11 protein-coding genes are annotated in these 19,286 nt (G+C 58.7%); 5 read left to right on the top strand and 6 right to left on the bottom strand.

All coding sequences use genetic code 11. The features are described 5' to 3' along the window. The first annotated feature begins 1 nt into the window (after position 1). The 4 genes from ACFR9U_RS14680 (at position 2) to ACFR9U_RS14670 (ending at position 7,739) form a co-directional block, all read left to right on the top strand. Positions 2 to 3,313, top strand: a complete 3,312-nt coding sequence (locus ACFR9U_RS14680; protein ID WP_247381599.1) for a VirB4 family type IV secretion system protein — start codon at positions 2 to 4, stop codon at positions 3,311 to 3,313. Between the two features lie 1,603 nt (positions 3,314 to 4,916). After that, positions 4,917 to 5,438, top strand: coding sequence for a DUF7342 family protein (locus ACFR9U_RS14675; RefSeq protein WP_247381601.1), 522 nt, complete (start codon positions 4,917 to 4,919; stop codon positions 5,436 to 5,438). 3 nt (positions 5,439 to 5,441) lie between these two features. Next, a complete protein-coding gene (locus tag ACFR9U_RS21385; RefSeq protein ID WP_465262020.1) occupies positions 5,442 to 5,885 on the top strand; it encodes a toxin-antitoxin system TumE family protein in 444 nt (147 codons plus the stop codon). An 858-nt stretch (positions 5,886 to 6,743) separates the two neighbouring features. Then, positions 6,744 to 7,739 carry a methyl-accepting chemotaxis protein gene (locus ACFR9U_RS14670; RefSeq protein ID WP_247381603.1) on the top strand — a complete coding sequence of 332 codons (996 nt, stop codon included), beginning with the start codon at positions 6,744 to 6,746 and terminating at the stop codon, positions 7,737 to 7,739. Between the two features lie 11 nt (positions 7,740 to 7,750). Here the strand turns inward: ACFR9U_RS14670 and ACFR9U_RS14665 are convergent, their stop codons facing one another. The 4 genes from ACFR9U_RS14665 to ACFR9U_RS14650 form a co-directional block, all read right to left on the bottom strand. Continuing rightward, positions 7,751 to 9,649, bottom strand: coding sequence for a PAS domain-containing sensor histidine kinase (locus tag ACFR9U_RS14665; protein WP_247381605.1), 1,899 nt, complete (start codon positions 9,647 to 9,649; stop codon positions 7,751 to 7,753). Beyond that, a complete protein-coding gene (locus ACFR9U_RS14660; protein ID WP_247381607.1) occupies positions 9,646 to 11,106 on the bottom strand; it encodes an ATPase domain-containing protein in 1,461 nt (486 codons plus the stop codon). The genes ACFR9U_RS14665 and ACFR9U_RS14660 overlap by 4 nt, the downstream gene beginning before the upstream one ends. Positions 11,107 to 12,000: 894 nt before the next feature. After that, positions 12,001 to 13,104, bottom strand: coding sequence for a single stranded DNA-binding domain-containing protein (locus tag ACFR9U_RS14655; RefSeq protein ID WP_247381609.1), 1,104 nt, complete (start codon positions 13,102 to 13,104; stop codon positions 12,001 to 12,003). Positions 13,105 to 14,135: 1,031 nt separating this feature from the next. Then, a complete protein-coding gene (locus tag ACFR9U_RS14650) occupies positions 14,136 to 14,999 on the bottom strand; it encodes a hypothetical protein (RefSeq protein WP_247381610.1) in 864 nt (287 codons plus the stop codon). A 53-nt stretch (positions 15,000 to 15,052) separates the two neighbouring features. On the opposite strand from ACFR9U_RS14650, the gene ACFR9U_RS14645 reads away from it, so the two are divergent. Next, on the top strand, positions 15,053 to 15,994 hold the full coding sequence (locus ACFR9U_RS14645) for a hypothetical protein (RefSeq protein WP_247381611.1): 942 nt from the start codon (positions 15,053 to 15,055) through the stop codon (positions 15,992 to 15,994). 61 nt (positions 15,995 to 16,055) lie between these two features. Here ACFR9U_RS14645 and ACFR9U_RS14640 read toward each other — a convergent pair whose 3' ends face one another. Together ACFR9U_RS14640 and ACFR9U_RS14635 are read right to left on the bottom strand one after the other, a co-directional pair. Next, on the bottom strand, positions 16,056 to 17,480 hold the full coding sequence (locus ACFR9U_RS14640; RefSeq protein WP_247381612.1) for a hypothetical protein: 1,425 nt from the start codon (positions 17,478 to 17,480) through the stop codon (positions 16,056 to 16,058). A gap of 399 nt (positions 17,481 to 17,879) precedes the next feature. Beyond that, a complete protein-coding gene (locus tag ACFR9U_RS14635) occupies positions 17,880 to 18,872 on the bottom strand; it encodes a hypothetical protein (protein WP_247381613.1) in 993 nt (330 codons plus the stop codon). Between the last annotated feature and the right edge of the window lie 414 nt (positions 18,873 to 19,286).

Raw genomic sequence — 19,286 nt, 5'->3', positions numbered from 1 at the left:
CATGCCACAGCAACAGATCGATCGCGATCCGACGCAGGTCGTACCGCCATATGTGAATACGGGCATCAAACTCGGTCCGATCCCAGCGGCCGAACTCGTGTTAGTGGTCCCGGGTGTGCTCGTGGCCGTCGCCGGCCTGTTCCTTCTCTCCGGCATGAGCAGCGCTCTCGTCATCGCGCTGGGTGTCCTGCTGGCGCTCACTGCCTTCCTCGTGGTACTCAGCAGTCACGACTTCACGAGTCCGAGGGACAAACTGTACGCACCGCGTCTGAAGCTCAAAAATTGGCTGCAGCTCCCGATGAGTCACGAGACCGCAGCCGAAGAGACGGTCCACGGCGTCGAACAGATCCATAGCAACGGCTTCGTTAAGATGGCTGACGGCCGATTGGTCGGGCTCGTCCGGCTCCACGGCCGGAATACGGACAAGGCCACCGAGTCGGAACTGAACCTGCTCGTCGGGCAACTCGCGAAGGGTATCGACGAAGACATCAAGGACTTCAATTTCGAGTTCTATTCGACGACGTCGCGGGTTGATCCAGCGGAGATCACGGAGCCCTACCGAAAGGCCGCCAATTCCGAGGAACTGGCTGGCCCCGAGTGGTTCGATCTCCGGAACCTGCTGTACGATATCGACCAGTGGCACGAGGAACAGGAGACGGTCTGGCAACCTCGCAAGTGGCGGCATTACGTTCGTGTGGAGGTCAAACCGGAGGAGGTCTCCGTCCGCAAACAGACAGTCCAGTCTCGCGGGCGTCGGCTGCTCGAACTGTTCGTGCCGTTCCTCACGGATGACACGCTCGAAGAACAGAAACGACGGAAAAAGATGGTCGAAACCCTGCACCGTCGCCTCTCCACGCTCGAACACGACGTGTTCTCGCCGATCGACGGTGTCTCCGTCGACCGGGTGTCACCCGAGGAACTGGCAGCGCTGGTCGCCGACAAGTGGACGGGAACGGAACAGTCGAATTCCCTCTCGCAGGAGCAGGTATGCACTGATTCGTCGGTGTCGACGTGGCCCCACATCCGGGAGTGGATGGACACCGGCGACGTCCCTGACCACGTCGAGGGTGACGTGGATCTGGAGTCGACCCAGACCGGGCCGGTCACTGTTCGTTCGAACCAGCCCGGCGGGAAAGCGGCTGACGGTGGCGCTACGCAGGTAGCGCCTGAAGAAGACTCAGATAGTGATGATCAGTCAGAAGATGAGTCTGACACCGCTGAAGGTGGTCCTGACCGCTCACGACTGGCGACGGCTACACAGGTCATGCCTGACCGATTGTTGGCTGCCGTCGAACGAATCCCATCCGTCGGTGACGAGGCTACAACTGCTGACGGCGCCAACCCGGAGGACCTGTACGAGCGTCACCAGTCTGTCGGGCTGCAGGATCGCCTGGCGCCGGAATCGTACGATATCGACACCGGATTCGTGCGTGTCGGCGATCAGTTCTGTAAGACGTTCTGGCTGGCGTCCTGGCCGGCGAACCCCGAGTCGATGCTCCTGCAGGACCTCTACACCATTCAGGGCGTCGACGTGGATGTCAACATCAAGTGCCGCCCACGCGACCGGGCGTCGACCATTCACGAACTCGAACATCTGATCGCCGAGATCGACGCTGAAGCGGTCGAACGCGAGGCCGAGACGGACGTGTCGTCGGTTGCGCTTACGGACGATCTCGACACGTACATGACGATGTACAAGCTTCTGCAGCAGTCCAACACCCAGCCCTGGGACATCAATGCCTACGTCACTGTCCGGGTGGGCAACGAGGCGGCCCTGGACAAAGCTGAGGAACGCATTGACGAACTGCTCGACGATCAGGCTTCGACGATGGACCTGTACAAGATCCGGGCGCTGGACGAGAAAGCCGACCAGGTGCACGATATCCTTGAATCGAAGCCAGCGGACATGATGGCGCTGGCGCCGGCCTCGAAGCAGAAGCTCATGTTCGAGTCCTGTGGACCCGTCGGTCGGGATGTCTACGACGACAACTCGTTCCGTAACCGGTATCGCATGACGCTCGGCGGGACGCCAGCAGCGACGTTCCCACCGGCGACCCGGTACATGCAGGAAGATTCCGGCGTCGAGTACGGGCGCTCTGTCCAGAACGGGACGGTGCTCAAGGCGGACCCGTTCAACCGCGGTGGAGCTCCCCACCAGCTGACGATCGCACCGAGTGGGTCAGGCAAAACCTATGCCGTCGGCAAGCGCGCCCTTCGCTGGTGGGCCGCGGATCCGGGGAACCGGACGCTGATCCTCTGTGATACGATGGGTGGGTTCGACGACATCGTCGACCTGTGTAACGGGGAGCACATCGTCGTCGACGGGGCAGATACGATCAACCCGCTCGATGTCGAAGAACCACCCGAAGCGGTGCTGGAAAACACCGATATCTCGGTTGACCCGTTCCGCATGGCCGTGGATAGTGGGCGGGAGTTCATCGCCAGGATCGTCAGTATCAGCGGACCAGACCCAGACAAATACTCCTCGACCATCGAAGAGTGCATCGAGCACACGTTCATCGACCACGGGATCACGCCCGATGATATCGAGGTCGATGAGCAACCCACCCTGGATGACTTCATCGAGACTGCCAAGGAGATGGCCCGCCACCCGGGGCGATTCACGATGGGTGATACCGAGCGGGAGAAAGAGCACAAAGCTCAGCAGGCTGCCGAGCTGCTCGACTACCTCTCGGGGTTCAAAGAGACGGGCAAGTACAACCATCTCCGGGGTGAGACGGAGGTGTCGATCGATCCGGGCGAGGTCACGTATCTCGACCTCCAGCAGATCGAAGGACAGGGCGACGCCGACAAGTCGGCGATGCTCCATCTGATGCTCACCCAGGCGTACCAGACGGTCAAACGCGCGCCCGGTCAGACGATGTTCGTGATCGACGAGGCGCACTACCTGCTGCACTCCGACGAGATGGTCCAGTGGCTTCAGCGAGCGGCTCGCCACTGGCGTCATCACGACGCGATGATGTGGTTCGTCAGCCAGGATCCCGACGAGTTCGTCGCGACGACTGACCAAGAAGCCGATAGCCATCGGGAGACGATTACCGGCCAGTGTTCAACTGTCGAATTCTTTAACACTCCGAAACTGGATCGGGAAATCGCCCGTGATGGATTCGGCATGAACGAGAAAGATATCACCTTCGTGAAACAGGACGCGACGCCCGGTGAAGCCGGTGTCGGCTACACCGAGGCACTCGTGGACTTCCGTGATGTCGAGGGCTGGCTGCGAACGCTCGTCCAGGCATCCCCGATCGAGGACGAGATCCTCTCGGACGACGACGAAGATGAAGACGAGTAACCTACGTTGGATCCTTCCAGTCTCGGCTGATCACTGAGTTTGGGTCGCAAGTCAGTCGCGTTGTTCTCGATGATAATTTAGCTATAGTGGCTCGACTACCGGCGATCATGGAGCGGGGACTCCACCGTTTGAAACTCCACCTACCAGCAGCCATTGCGAGAGTCATTCAGCCGTGAATCTGCTGGTGTGGAGAGCGGGAATCGACCACCGGAGAATACTGGTGTGGCTTGTGTCTCCAAAATAATCCACTTTTGACACTATGGGGCTGTGTTGCTTACTGTCCGACGGATTACGCGTCCTGCCGAGCGTGCGATCGGATCTCGATCCGGTCTATTTGTCTGCTATATTACGGTGGTGGAATCTAGCACAGATTTTTCGAAAACCGCAGGACTGCACCGGTCTAGCACCCAATCTAGCACAGATTTTGTGGTGTGTGGTAGATTGGATCGACTGCCGTCTTGCGATTTTGACTGTGGTGTGGTACCCCTTTATCTTGCCCTCCAGAATCGGCCCCCGAAATCGGATCTGCCACCTGAAAATCATACGCTCGCTGACCTACCTCTCGTCGATTTTCGATCCTCTCTACGCTGGCCTGGGTGCCCCACTGTCGCACTCACTCTGCCCCACAGCCACGTCTAAACTCACTGTTGGATCCACCGGCTCGCCACACCTGTTTCCCCACCTGCTCGTTGCCTGGCCGCCACAGCAGGTCCGGGTTCGATGCGCCCCGACTCGGATCGGTCGGTCCCAGCCTGACCCTAAGTCGACGCTCTCATCAAGACTAGCGTCGACGTCGACCCTCAAGTGCCGCCGGCGCAACGTCACAGCTGAAACTCGCGGCGCGGGATCGCGCGCAGGTCGGTCGCGACGTGTCGTGAGCGGCCGAGCACGATGGACCGATGCTCGGCGCGCGCAGCGCCGATGCAGCGACCCATCGTCCAGGCGGTGCCTGGACACCGGACACCGACCGCACAGTGGGCGGTGGCCGGTGGCGCCGCGCGCGGAGCACCGCCGTTTGCAACCGGGGAACGGTCGCTCGGCTGCCTGGCCCACTGAACCGCCGACGTACCAGAACTCCATCGTGTCTTCTGCGCAAAAAAAGAGCGGCGAGAGCGGGTTCGTCGAGCATGTCGAGTGCGCGACTGGAGTCGATCCGCGCGACCCACGCGTGGGTGTCTGCGTCGACCTTCCAGGGACTGTTCGATGGCGTGTCTAACTGGTTCCCTGATGGCCCACAGAATAGTCTGGCAACCCCCGCGACACCCGGTCAGAGAACAGTGCTCTCCTGCACGACCGAAGCATCGACGGTGGAACTCGATGCAGGATGACCAGAATGCAGACGTCAGTATCACAGTACTCAGTATCCACCGAATGACTTGCTCTGACCGGGAGGCCTAACTCGACGCACTCCACACACCGATCGAATCCCCCAGCGTCGGACGTCTTCACCGCCCCTCGTGACCAGTGCAGACTGTTACAGTAACTGATTCGTACGGATCCAGGCAGTGTGTTCGCCGTCGGAGAGAGCCGACTGTGGATAAGATATATTTCCGGTCGGAACCATATCTTAGCTACGCACTGGGAACGGAGACAGAGAGGATGCATGAAATCTGACCCAATCGAGGAGTACGACGACGTGAACGAGGCGGCAGTGGCTGACTGGAAGAGCGAGACAACGACACGAGAGCGAATTAAGGCTGTCATCACGCGAACGACCGAGCCCACGCCAGCATCCGAGATCGCCGAGCAAGCACGAGCGAGCAAGCCGGTAGTCCGTGATGAACTCACCGAGCTCACTGAGATCGGACTCGTCGAGAAAATCGAGGGTGGACAGGGCGCACTGTACAAGCGCAACGATCAGATGTATATCTATCAGCAGGTGCTGAAGCTTCACGACGAGTACTCCGAAGACGAGTTGATCGAGACACTGCAGGAACTGAAGCAGACTGTGAGCGAGATCCGGACGACATATGGCGTTGAATCACCGGCAGAACTCGCACAGCAACTCGATCCAGACGACCACGAGGGCTGGGATGACCATACGACGTGGCAGACCGCTCAGAAGAACCTCTATCTCACGAAAGCAGCGATCAGCTTCCATGACGCACGGAAAGTGGTTGTCTGAGAAATGTCGTATTTGACCGGGAATACGGGCCCAATCGACTACGGGGCCCTCCAACGCATCCGTGATATCTTTCTGCAACACGAGCCACTGGTCACCCATCACGATCTCAGTGATCGATTGGATCCGCGGCCGGAACTGAATATCACCGTCGACAAAGGGTTTGGCGAGAGCGCATGTGGTCGATTCGATATCGTCTGGACCGAACGCGACTGCTACAACTTCCACTATACCGAGTCAGATGGCATTGACTTTCGGTTCGACCGTCATCCAGAACCGCATGCTCCGGAGAATCACTTTCACGAACCTCCGACTGCGAACACACGAGTCCCCTCGTGTATCGAGGTCGAACCGGTCGACGTGGTCACGCGAGCGGTTTTGAAATGCTGGCGCACAGCGCTTACCCGTGATGACCCTTCGCTAGTTAATTCCCACTCAAATCCACCGTGAGATCTGCCAGCGAGCAGCGTGTCTCACCGACGCAAAAAAAAGAGCGGCGAGAGGGTTAGTCCGCGAGGTGCTCGAGCGCACGCTCGCTGTCCGCCGTCTCGATCCAGGCGTGGGTATCCGAGTCGACCTTCCAGGGCCCCAGACGGACCCTTGATGGGTTGAAACAGGACAACGTCAGAGAGCAGGACACCATCACGGACGGTTTCAGAGGGAACCTTAGCTGATTGAAGCGACATCCGACAAGGCGACTTTGTCGCCGGCAGTGGCGACAGGTCCTCAGAACAGACTGGCCCGGCACCACCGATCTTACCAAACACAGAAAGAAATCAGGCACGCACTGTTTGGTAAGACCACGCCGGGCTGGCCCAACGGCTGCGTCCCGGCGTGGTGCTCGCGACGAGCCCGCCACGCACACCACCCGACCCGACCCCCACACGTCACGAGTACGGGCCCGACACACACCGCGGTCGCCCGGGACATCTCCGTGTCGAGTGAAACTCCCCGCGACACCCAGCGCTCACGCCCAGGACCCGGGGAGCGTGCCCCCAGACGAGCCGACCGTGCGGGCGATCTCGCACAGCAGCGCGGCTGCCTACCACCGAACACACCCCCAGGGAGACCACCCACAGCGACGCCGCCGGAGAGCCTGAGTACACGACTCGCCACTGCCCAGCCGCCGAAAGAACGCGACTGGCTCACAGCCACTGCACTGCTGGTCCTTTGCGGATGTGAAGTGCCCAGATTGACGCGGTCGTAGTGGTATCACGACAATAGTTCCTAGGAATAACTCCTCACTACACACCGCCGAAGATGTTCGGTCGGTAGTTTATTTTACACATGTCTATAACAGCTAGATGTATGTCCCCTGACACGGGTCCGCGTGACGACACTGCTAATTTAGAACAGGACATCAGTGACAACGTCGGCGGTGATCTCGACACAGACATCGACGATATCGAGGAGAACATTAACAGGAATGAGGGCTACGACCACGAGGCTGCCGACGAGATGCAGACGTCGGTGGCGGAACTGCACGAGTCCGCGATCGAGATCGCGCAGCAACTCGGCGAAATTCGCGAGGGGACCGCCGAACAGTACGAGGGCATGGAGCAGGTGTCTCAGGAAGTGTCGAATCTCTCGGCAGCGGTCGAAGAGATCGCCTCCTCATCGGAGGAAGTGTCCTCGTCGAGTCAGAAAGCGAAGGAACTCGCCGACGACGGGCAGGAGTCGGCGGCCGAAGTCCGTGAGGCGATGGCCGAGATTCAGGACGCCGGCGAGGAAGTCTCCGAGGATGTCGGCCAGATCCAGGAGAGCGTCGCCGAGATCGACGAGGTCGTCGAGGTGATCAACGACATCGCCGAGCAGACGAACATCCTGGCGCTGAACGCCTCGATCGAGGCGGCGCGGGCGGGCGAGGCCGGTGAGGGGTTTGCCGTCGTCGCCGAGGAAGTCAAACAACTCGCCGGCGAGTCACAGAACCACGCGAGCAGAATCGAGTCGATGATCAACGGCATCAAGACGGACACGGCAAACGCCGTCGAGTCGCTGGAAGCGAACAACGACCGGATCGCGAACGGGATCGACTCCGTTGACGAGGCAGCGGACATCCTCGACGACATCCACAGCGCTGTCTCCGAGGTGAACGAAGGAATCAAAGAGGTGGCGACGGCGACCGACCAGCAGGCGGCCTCGACCGAAGAAGTTGCGAGCATGGTCGAACAGACCACGACCGCGGCGGACCAGATCGCCACACAGACCGCCGACATCGCCGACGATATCGACGATCAAACCGACGAGATCGCGACTATCGACCAGCGACTCGATGACCTGGTCAACAGTCGATCCGGATCCTAATCATCCTGATTTTACCGACCCCGCTGTGCCAGCTGGTCGTGCTCGGCCGGCTTTGGTAACTCGATCATGAAGACGGCGCCGTTACTGTCGGTCTCGGTGGCCTCCGGCCCAGCGCTGCCGGTGTCTCCCGCCGCCGCTTTGTCTTCAACCCAGACGTCTCCTCCGTACATATCGACGAGCGTCTGGACGAGGTACAGACCGATCCCGGTTCCCGAACTGTCCAGCCCGGTTTCCCCTTTGCCGAAGATTTCCTCCTTCTGGTTGTCGGGGACACCCGGCCCGTTGTCTGCGATTCGGACCAGAACCATCTGGTCACGTTCTGTGACTGCAACGGTAACCTCGGGGACGTCCTTGTCGTTGTGCTGAATCGCATTCTTCAGCACGTTGTCAAAGACGGAATCCAGCATCTCGGTGGCCTGGACCTTCACCGAAGGAACCGGTGGTTCGATGGTGATCTCGGCGTCAGGATACCCCGCCTGTATCTCATCCACGGCATCTTTGAGCATCCGTCGGAGACGCATGTACTGGGTCTCATCGGCGGTCGTGAGCATCACCTCGGCCATCTCCCGTGCCGTCGTCGTCAGGTCGACTGCGTGGGCCGCGTTCTCGCGGACCGCGTCGAGATACTCTGCTTTTTCCCCGTCGACAGAGTCACTGAGCAACTCTGCGTAGGAGGTCACCATCTGGAGATCGTTTCGGATGTCGTGGCGAAGTACCTGGTTCAGAATGTCCAGATTATCGCGCTGTTCCTCGAGTTGCTGTTCACGCTCTTTCCGCTCGGTGATGTCGTGGTTGATCGCAACGAACAGTTCGATGGCTCCCATCTCGTTGAACACGGGCGCAATCGTCTGGCTGGCGATGAACTGCTCGCCGTTCTTGCATTCGTTGACGATCTCTGCCTGCCAGACCTCGCCGTCGAGAATCGTCTCCCACAACTGCTCGTAGAACGCTTCATCGTGTTCGCCGGATTTGAGAATCCGTGGGGTCTTTCCGAGAGCCTCCGCCTCCGTGTACCCGGTGACCTCCTCGAAGGCTGGGTTCACGTACTGGATCGTCCCGTCGACGTCCGTGATGACGATGGAATGGCCGGCATGTTCGACGGCTCGCTTGAAACTGCGGAGCGTCTTCTCGAGGTCTTTGTGTTCGGTAATATCGCGGCCGATGACGACGACTTTCTGGCCCTCGTTTTCGAGCGGCGAGCAGTGATACTCGGTCGTGATGGAGCCGACTGGCAACGCCAGTTCGAGTTCGACCGTCACTGGATACTCGGTCGACGACTCGTCCTCGTACACTGTCTCCAGTGCCTCTTCGAATCGCGTTGGGTCCTCATCGCTAGCGACCCAGCCTGAGACCAGGTCCATGATCGGCTCGCCTTCGACGGCTCCCAGTGAGGTGTCTGCATAGCTGAGGGCTGTCTCGTTCATGTATGCAAGCGTCCAGTCACTATCGACGACGAGGGCGAAATCGTCCATCTGCTGGACGATCGCCTCGTGACGCGCCAGCCGCCGGTTGGCGTCGGCCAGGGTCTGGACTGTCTCGTGGAGTTCTCTCGACTGGTCACGACGAGCCAGTAACGATTCGATCCGCCGAACGAGACGTTCCCGAGTTACTGGCGCTTCCACGATGTCGTCGACGACCAGCGGTGGCTCACGCTCGTCAGGGTCGTGTACCGATACGTCGACGGCTGATGTCGGATGCCGAATGAGAATAATCGGACAGAATAGGGGATGCTCAGCTTCGACCCGTGCCTGGAGTCTGGCGTGATACGTCGGAAAGGCACGCTCGTCGACCAGCACGATGTCACTCTCGTCGAGGTTCCCGCTCGTCACGACGTCATATCGGGCGGGAAGTAGGTCTCGAACGGCGTCTCTGTCCGCCGGCCGGTCGATGAGCAGAGCAATGCTGTTCATTTGCCGTCCGGTGTCTCTGCGATGGAGGGAGTACCCTGAAGGATACCCGTGACGTTCGTTAACGGGTCACCGACCTGAATGCCGTCGTCCGTGAGCTTGAACTCACGGAGGGTTTGCTCGAACCGTCCGGCACGCTTTTTGAGGACGCCGATCACCTTGTGCAGGGCGCTGTCCATCTCGATGTAACTCAACACCACGATGTTGTCGGCGATATAATTGGCATTGAAGCTGGTCGCTGTGGAGACGCCCGTTATTTCCGGGGTCGTGTCCGTGACCAGCATCGTCACGCCGTTGTTCGTCAAATAGCGGGAGAGACTGTGGAGTTTGGCGATAAGTGGCTCTCGCTCGCCCTGAATGGCCATCGTGTATCCGTCGGTACCGTCGACCATGACCGTCTCAACGCCTTCTTGTTCGACGTCGCGCCGGACCAGACTGGCAAATTCCTCGGCGGAGCGGGCCAGCGGTTCGACTGAGCGAATCACCAGCCTCCCCTCCTGACGTAACTGTGCCACAGGAATGCCGATCGCCTCGGATCGGTGGGTGAACGTCTCGATACTCTCCTCGAACAGGTAGAGCGCTGCAGTTCCACTTTGCGCAACCTCGGCGAGTATCTGCCCACCCAGCGTCGTCTTGCCGACCCCGCTCGGCCCGGTGATGAACGTCACGGTGTTTCGTTCGATCCCACCGCCGAGGAGTCGATCGAGTTCGTCGATGCCGGCCGAGATCTGTGAATCGCCGATCGACTGTTCGTGCTGTTTGGGAACCAGTGCAGGAAACACCTCGATTCCCGCGTCCCGAATCTCCATCCCGTGGCTCCCCTCTATCTGACCGATCGTTCGATGCTTTGTGACCTCTATCCGACGGCCGCCCTCACCCTGGGTTAGTTCGACGATCCCGTCGCTGAGTGACCGCAGTTCAGATTCGTACTCGCGGTCCGGTGTTGCTGTCGCCGTGGCCAGCACGGTGATACCCTCACCCTTGAGGAAGCGCATGAACGAAAGGAGTTGTCGGCGGAACTGTGCGTCGTTCGCCTCGACGTAGCGCAGTTGGGTGATCGGATCGATGACGACTCGATCCGGATCGATCTCGCTGACTGCCTCGTGAATCTCCGGCGTGTATCTGTCGCGTTCGATTTCACTCGGGGCAACCAGGTCGTACGTGCGGTCTTCGATGAAGATGCTCGACTTGGGACCGATGTCCAGGAACTCCGTCCCGTCGATGTCGATGTCGACTGCGGCTGCACTGGTGGCGATCTCTGGCTGTGATTCCTCACCGTGAATGAGCAGGGTCGTCTCACTGTTTTCAAGCCCCTGTTCGAGGAAATGCATGCCGAGTAACGTCTTTCCGGACCCCGGGGGACCGATGGTGAGATACATCCGTCCTGCAGCAAATCCGCCCCGAAGCAGGTCATCGAGACCGGCTACCCCACTACCAATTTGTTGTAAATCCTTGTTCATAGGTATCGAGTTGTTCGCCCCACACATCAGACCACCGACCTATAGATGCGATATAGTATATACACTATCATATTATGGGAGTTGTATTTTCAGCGCAGAGGGGCTTAATCAGACGGCTCAGCCTTTGCACTGTGTATCAGCAGGTAAATCGAAGGATTGGATGATGATAGCTGGACTGGAGAGGCACCCGATGCATCACCAGTGGTCTTACCAAACTGCCAAAAGGTATGATGTGAACGTTCGGTAAGGCTGGAAAGCGCGTTGGTTCCACGCAAACGGAACGACCCGTCACGACGTCATCAGTGTCGCGATGCGAGCGGCGAGTCTGACGCCAAGAGTCGTTTACCGACCACGTTTCACATCACTCCACATGTCCGAGAGTTTGTGAGTCTAAGTTCCAACGGACCACAGCAGCACTCACCCACACGACTCACACTCGGTATCGAGTGACACCCCAGCCGATATATACTGTTCTCACCTGGGAACCGGCTGGGTTAACCACAGGCACGGACCAGACGGCGGGTACACACCGACGCCATCGCGACTGGCAGTACCTGCTCCATACCTGCAGCAACGGATGCAAGACGCTTCCAGCCCCGCCATAGCAGACGGACTCACGGCCCAGAACCGAACTTTCTGTTGCCCACCGCCCAACCACCGCAAGTGTGCGGGCTCGACGCTCAAACTGTTGCATGAACTGGGATCGCGCGCAACGGATGTGAGCACGATGGACCGCTGCGAGACGCGCGCTGCGCCGACGCAGCGCCCCGTTGGCGTCGCGCGCGGGGCGATCGAGTACCAGCCGGGGCGTGTCGCCCATTTGCCTGCCCCACGAGTGGCGGCACTGATTCCCTCACCGACGGAACCCCTTACGAAAAAAGAGCGGCGAGAGGGTTAGTCCGCGAGGTGCTCGAGCGCGCGCTCGCTGTCCGCCGTCTCGATCCAGGCGTGGGTGTCTGAGTCGACTTTCCAGGGCCCGATCGTTGGGGCGTCCGTTCGCGTCCCGCTCCGGTGCGCGGGCCCGTCACCACGCTTGTCGAACGTGATCGCCGTGTCGCCCAGAATGGCCAGGCAGGCCTGCCCGTGCCACACGTTGACCGCCACGTCCTCCAGTCGCACCTCGTCACCCTCTCGCAGCGTGGGCATCCCAGATGCCTTGTGGGACTTCTCCCAGTAGACGAACTTGCGTCGGTCGCCGTTCGCGTCTTCCACGTACCCCGCCTGGTACTGGCTGGGGGCCGGAATCGCGAACAGCTTGTCGACTGTGACGTCGACCGTCGTCTTCCAGGTCGTGAACTGGTCGAGGTCAGTGAACGTCTCAGCGACGTCGGGCAGCCGCTGGAGCGAGCGCTTGACGGCCGTTGCTGCCCCGATCGGGTCTGCCCCACTGCGGACGCGCCGGGCAACCAGCTTGGCGAGCCCGGCCCGTCCCAGCTGGACGTCGTGGCCCAACTCGTCGGCGAGTGACATGGCGACCCGATTGACCGCCGCGAGGTCGTCCTGGGTGAGCCGCTCGCGTGGATCGGCGCTGTCTTCCAGCCCAACGTCCGGGCGCTCGTCGGCCGTCGTCCGCTGGGAGGGTGTGTCGGCCGCGTTCTGGACGCGGCAGGACTGTGCACGGTTCACGCCCGCCTCGTGGGCATCGCGGGCGAGCGTCCGGTGGCGAGTCAGCTCATCCTCGCGCGCCAGCCGCCGTTCCTGCTGGGCCAGGGTTTCGCCGGCGCGGCGAGCGGGCGCCACGTCCGGATCGCGCGTCCAGTTGTAGTCATCTTGGACGTCGTAGTAATTCGCGCGTGAGTCCTTGCCCTTGTTGGGCCGGAAGTCCAACTCGTCACCGGACTGGGTTTTGGCCACCTGCTGGAGCATGTGTTCCGGCCCGCTAACCTTCTGGGCCATCGCGACCGTCAGCTGTTCCTCGCGTGGATCGCGCCGCTTGTCCGCCAGCGCGCCGTAGTTATCCGTCGATACCTTTTTCAGCGAAGTCGTGTTACCTTTCATTGCAATCACCAAATTGCTTCACACAGGGGTGCTCACCGCGCCTCGCTTTCTGCACTCGCGAGCCACGGCTGTCGCCCCACGCCCCGCCCGGTGGCCGACGACACGTCACGAACCGACCAACCGCCGGGATCGCGACCTGCCCCGGACGGGCCACCCCCGTCTATGATCTGGTCGAAGACCAAGGGCGAGCCGCCGGCTCGCCCGCCGTTCGCACGTAGGTGGTCCGTCAGGGAGGGGCCCGCGCCGTGCGCGGGAGGGCCCCTGAGCGCCCGGCACGACGGCGTCACATGGGATGGAATCCGCGCTGTGCGTCGGATGGAATCCCATGTGCGGGAGTCGCGCCCGGCAGCCCGGACCGAGCGCTTTGCGCTCGCGTCCCGGCAGCCCCCGCGCAGCCTCGCCATCGGCGAGCGGGGGCGCGTATCCGAGCACGCCACGCGAGCGCAGGAACCGGGGCACCTACGTGTGAACAGATTACTCTCACGACGCGAGTCGCGCGGTTGGCCCGCACCGCGCGACCGAGCACCGGGCGGGACCCGCACCGACTCAAGGAGGTGCGGGTGGGCCCCGGCGCGCAGTCCGCGCGCCTGAGTGCTGGCAGTCCGTGCGCGTGACTCGACGCGTGCGCGAGTTGTCGGGTTGTCCGAAGGCGCGCGGGATCGCGAGATAGGAAGCGACCCACGCTATCTTACAGCGTCGCTTTTGGAAGCGTCGCCATTCGTCAGATGGCCCACGGGCGGGCCTGGCGGACTGTGAGGGCGAGGCCGGGTCGCGCTTGCGTGGTCGTCTGTGCGGGCCCTATCCCCCGGATATCCCGCACAGCGACCGCGACCCGGCCGAGGGCTCACGGGTTGTTAGTTGACACTGAATCGGTCCCTTGGTTCGTGGTGGCTACGTTGCCAGGGGCTTCCCTGAGTACGACGAGATCGGCACGCAAAGACCGAACCCGAGTTCTCATACTTCGCAATAATGGATTTTACTGCTAAGGTCCTCCACGCAACCGACTGTGTCAAGCGGCTGGTGACCACCAGCTACCACTGAATCGAGATGGACAGATCGAGTTCCTCTAAGACGTCTTGGACAATCGCCGCAAAATCTACATCGGGAACCACGACCTGATAGGTGTCCTCAATAAACGCGTAGAACTCGTCCACGATCGTCTCAACCTTAGCCGCTACCTCACCGATTCCATCGGAAGACTGTTTTTTGAGGATAGTCACAGTCTGGGTGGTCATCTCGACGAGATACGAGTAGAGTTCCTCTGGCTTCCGGAGGCTGGATTTCAGAAGGTTCTGGATAGCGAAATGCACCTCACTCAGGACTAACCGGTAGAGGAACGACGAAACGTTCCGCAGTCGATAGAGATACCGATTGTTCAAAAACCGGGTGCCTTTCCAGGCTGTTTCGAATGTCAGTGGCGTCGTGAAGAGGAAACACTCAACGAGGAACATACCCCCCGCTCGGTAGAAGCGATGGTAGTACTTCTCGTCAATCGCAGCCTGCGACGACACTTTGGCGGCGGCCCCGGTCAACGTATTGGCACTCTCCAGTAGATTCCAGCCCGCGATTGCGAGCGCCAGGGACGAGTTGAGTGTCGCGGCGGTTCCGGCGAGCCGGGCGAACTTGCCGTGAGCTAACTTCACTCCGAGATCGTCTTCGAGCACATCCACGATCTTACGGAGCCGCCTGAGCGAGGCTGTCGAGAGTTGGGATTTGACGTCCTTGAGTTCCGTCTCCGGATTGATTTCCAAATCCATCGCCAGGTCGTGCCCGTTGTCGAGCTGGCGTGCCAGCGCCAGGGCAGGCTCCCGGCTCTGCACAGCGGCGTGTGTCTGGAAGCCCTGTTGCAATCGCTGGCCGGCTAGTTCCGTCCGGGCGGACTCCAGTTCGACCATAGGAATCGGTCTCTGCCGACGAATTTAATTATTGTCACTACGACGAGGCGACAATGGCGAACGGCGACAGCCCAGACCCCGATCGGCGGAAACTGCTCAAGATCGGTGCGATTGGCACAGCTGGTGCTATAGTGCTGTCTACCCAATCGGACAAAGAAGAGTCACCTCCGGATTTCACGACTGCCGAGACGGAGTTCCAGCAGCTTGCGTCATTCATCGATCAGCGCGATCTCGCGGATCCACAACAGCTCCCGGACGTGACCCAGCGTATCAGACGCACTTTACGTAGGGTCGAAGAATCGCTTGAGAAGCAAGGGATTCGTCGGTCAAGGCACACACCAAATAGCCCGACTCCAACGGGACCGAACATCGGGGCGATCAATTCAGCGTTCGATTATTACACCACCCTCCGGACGACTCTTCTGGATGGGTTCGACGTGAGGGTGAAAATTCGTGACCGAGAAAAGCGGGCATTCAACCGGGGTCAGGCAGGCGATACGGACTTACAAAATGTTTCCCTCGACAACTTTGGGAGCGGAATCAGCGACGTTGATGAACTTCAAACTCAGTTGCTTGAATCCTCGGCTGTAGCCCGGCTCCTACCAGCCGCCGAGGAGGTAACCACAGGACTCCGCAAGCAGATGACTGTCTACGAGACGCATCTGGAACTTCAAGAGGCGTTTCGCCGAATCAGTACGGACGTGGAAGCCGGCTCGAAGCTGTTCGAGCAGTCAAATTTCGACCAGGCACGCACACAGTTTGAGTCCGCACAGAAACCCGCTCAAGTCGATATTCCGTCCCCCGTACAGTCGTATGCGCTCGCCTCCTCGTCGCTGGCCATCAGCGACTACGCCACGATCTTCTCGAACTATCGGACGGCACTTTCGCACCTGCGTACCGCCTCCGACCCCGACACCACACAGTCGGCCCGTGACCGGCAGTTCGACAAAGCGCTAGCGTTGCTGTTCGATATTCGAGATGTATTTGCGAAGTAGACTGTCGAGATAGGATACCGGGGACTACGATTTCTCACTGGTTTGGTTCACTGTATCAGACTTAGTTTTGTTTCCACTGATATATGTGATAGCCAGTACCAATGACAATGAGACAGGCCAAGAGGAGGGCTACGCGGCCCTTGTTCGTATAGAGTAATTGCTGCTTTGCTAAGTGCCAGCGGCAGGCCTTCTTGCGGAGGCCTGGCTCTGGATAGGTACTGGTTGTGATATGTGTATCAAGCCAGGAATCGAGTGGGGTGCCCGCTACATCCTTGACGATCTGTTTGAAGTCGGCGTAAGTGACAGTCCCATTGTGCGTGTTCATGCGATAGACGACAGCATCCAGCGTACGTTGTCCGTTAGTCTCGTTCCGGATTCGTTGATCCAGGGCTGACAGCACCACAGCGCCTTTTCTGTATTGGCCCTGCTCGTGCGGTCCCCACCGGCTCTGATTGCTAAGAACGACATTGCCCATCCGTCTGCGACTCAAGTTCCAGAAGTAGTATGTATAGTTACATGGACTCGCGTACACCTGTCGGGTGGTGAGATCGACGGCATAGTATGTCGCACTTGCCTCGGTAAACCACCACATCTTCTCTCCCAGATCGACTGTCGAATGAAAGGTGAATAGCTGGCGTGTATGCGTATATTCGTGCAGCCAGGTATTCGCCAGTATCACACCGCCACGGAATTCGGAACCAAAGTCAAAGGTCGCTGCATCGTGGACCCAGAATTCGTGTGTTTCCGCTGCCCCACCACGACGGATCGGGTCGGTGACTGCATACGCATTGACGTAGGTGTATCGTGGTCCAGCATCGAACTGGCTGGAGGCCGAAGCAAGCGAATTAACGATACTGTCCGGTGATTCGGACAAATTCGCAGCCTGCGGCACAATGAGGCGAATGTCCTGGCACCCCGCCGTTGCCGAATGAACTGTGTTCGGTCCTGCAAGGATGAATTGATCGCCGACAAATCCCTGGCTAGCGAAGCTGAGGTTCGTTGCCTCCGAATGGCTTGGGACTGGAAAGAACCCCCAGCGTGAGGATGCTGCATATTCATGATTCTCTCTCCCAGAGGCCGGCTGACCGACGACGGTCAAGGTCACCTCTGGCCGTGACGTTTTTCCATCCCACCGAAAGGAATACCCAATATCAGACGACAGATTGGCGAATCCAGTCGCATTCACTATTCTAACACCACGGTTGTAATGGGTCGTCGATAGATCGACCCAGAACTCCTCAACCGAGGAAAGATTATGATATGTAATGGTCAGTCTCTGGGTGTTCCTGTTGTAATCAAGTACACCGGTGACATTCGCTTCAGTACGAGGGACTGAAACGCCGTTTTGAAGCGTGATATCGGACTGGGGATCAAGACATGAGTCAGTAGTCGATTGCGCTTGAGCAGTAGCCGTATCGGAAACGACTGTAGAGGTTGCAAGAAACCCACAGAGTACGAGAAGAGCAGCAAAATACGTCCATCTCATCACCTTGGTTTAGTTCAAGGATAAATATAAATTTTCCAGACTAGCAATCCTGATCAGTGACGGCATGGAGAGCCACCGAAAGTGTATTTGATGGGGTATCACCGGGACCAGCTGGATTAAGAAGTGGCATAATCTTCGGATCTCACTGCACCAAAGACGATTGCGCCGTGTTCCCAAGAAAAGCCACGTTACTAGTAGGCGTTCAACGTAATCTCCCCAACTACGTAGCAAAGTCGGCCAACGTCATTTTAGAAGAGAGAGTTTGGCTGATTTAATCCGCTCTCAGACCGGAGGTGACAGTCCGTTGTCCCCGACTACAACCGAGTGGATAAATTACACAATAGGATTCGTACCCAAATTATTAGACCGACGTAGCCAGCCCGCTCGAGAAACACTCACTCATTCACTGAGTTCTCGGGAACACATTAACTGGATAAGATCTTCGTGAAGTGATTCTCCGTCAACTTCGACCTCAGGTGACGACAGAGGACCAGTGCTGAAATCGACTTCGTCCTCATTAATGTAGAAACCGCCGACAGCCAAGTGCTGCTCTCCACCTTGACTCTCTATCGAGAGATACCCACGGATATCGATATGACTGTTGTAAATGTCCCCGTCGACTCCCTCTGTTAGAGACTTCTCTGCACCGTCCCATTCTGCATTGTATGTCCGGTGAGCCATGGCTACACCGCTTTTAGAATAGTCTATTTCCTCATCCTGTGCAACGAACGTCTTTCCCCAATTTTTTCCTGCTCTCATATCCTGCCATAGTCCATCCGAGTATCGAAGATCGTCACACCCTAACTCCAGCAGCAAACTCTCATACGAACTTACGATATGGCCGATTGCGTGAGGCGGGACCAAACTCTCTGACTCACTACTACCTCCTTCCACCGTCTGGTTCTCTATTGTAGTGTTCTTTTTAGTATAGTCTGCGTCCAGTTTAGGACTGAGAATAGGGACGTTGATCTTGAACAAACTCATATCGACATTGTTCGTGTTGCTCAACTCGTAATCCGTTTCGTTCGATACCTCCCCCAGGGAAGCATCGATCTCCCAGGAACCTTCCCAGTCACCGGTCAGTTCCTGTTCAAAGAAAACAGCCCCCGGGCGTTCCACCTCTCCTTCAGACTCTTCCCTGATCTGCTCTGTAACCTCCTTTTTGTGGTAAACTCGGGTATTGTACTCACCTTCCTCGTCAGGAGAACTCCCAGAATCTTGCAACGATTCATACTCCGTGAACCCTCGGTCCTCCAACTCATCCTGGAAACTCTTGACGGACTGCCCTAAACTACCGGACTGTGTTGAGGCAACCGCAGATCCAGGACCGGTGAGAGATAGAGTAGCCGCGCAGCAGCCGAGACCTTTCAGGACAGATCTTCGTGTTGTCATCTATACTCACCAGTTCAATATCGTGACCTATTAGCGCTCCGTCACCAGAGTGAAAGTGAAATAACCAGATCTACGCCTTATAGAATACTGAAGAGATAATTAGATAACTTCTATGAGCTGTAATTCGGTAGAGATCGTTGGCGTCCCAGTTTCAACCCGTCCAAAGTCGACATCACCCGCAGTAACTTCAATCCCACTACGCCGTATCCAGGATCCTGTCACAGACGTTGTGACGCAGGGCACGAGCACCAGACCCGGTCGCATGTAACGAACACGCTCACTAAACCTAGAACGAGTAGGGTCCCGCACAGTCCTGCAGCTAGCCACAGCAGGCACCAGCCGCCTGCAGAGTGGGGAAAACAAGTCGATCAGGATCGCTGGTCGTCGCGACGGTCCTATGCCGGATTCGTCACG

It is taken from the genome of Halorientalis brevis, from assembly GCF_042678165.1.
In the GTDB taxonomy this organism is placed as follows: Archaea; Halobacteriota; Halobacteria; order Halobacteriales; family Haloarculaceae; genus Halorientalis; species Halorientalis brevis.
This window is presented reverse-complemented; position numbering and strand designations above follow the sequence as displayed.